Annotated in this window: 1 protein-coding gene; it reads right to left on the bottom strand. The window is 49.5% G+C overall.

Going from position 1 to position 311, the window contains the following annotated elements:
- Nucleotides 1-290, bottom strand: a 290-nt coding sequence (locus AC4IFO_RS23170) for an invasin domain 3-containing protein (RefSeq protein ID WP_490737876.1), incomplete at its 3' end; no start/stop codon positions are given.
- Nucleotides 291-311 lie beyond the last annotated feature (21 nt).

Raw genomic sequence — 311 nt, 5'->3', positions numbered from 1 at the left:
GAAACGGGGGCAGGTGGCTGTACATTCAGGGTTTCTTTATTGGAATCCTTGCCATTCACGGAAACATTGATTTGTTTATCGCCACTTTGCTGCGCAGGCAGTTCGGCGGTGTAGCTACCGTCGGTATTTGGGGTCACCGGCAGGGTGTGTTTGTCGTTGCCAATGGTGACTTCGATATTTTGCACATCCTTGACAGGATTGCCGTTTTTGTCGGTAAGCTCCACTTTGATGGTTGGCTTGTCCCCCGCATTTGGGGTTTTTGTGTTTGGCGTAACAACGATATTTTGCACACTGTTGTTGCCCGTGGCTTT

The sequence above is a fragment of the Providencia sp. UF-224 genome, from assembly GCF_058245955.1.
This window is presented reverse-complemented; position numbering and strand designations above follow the sequence as displayed.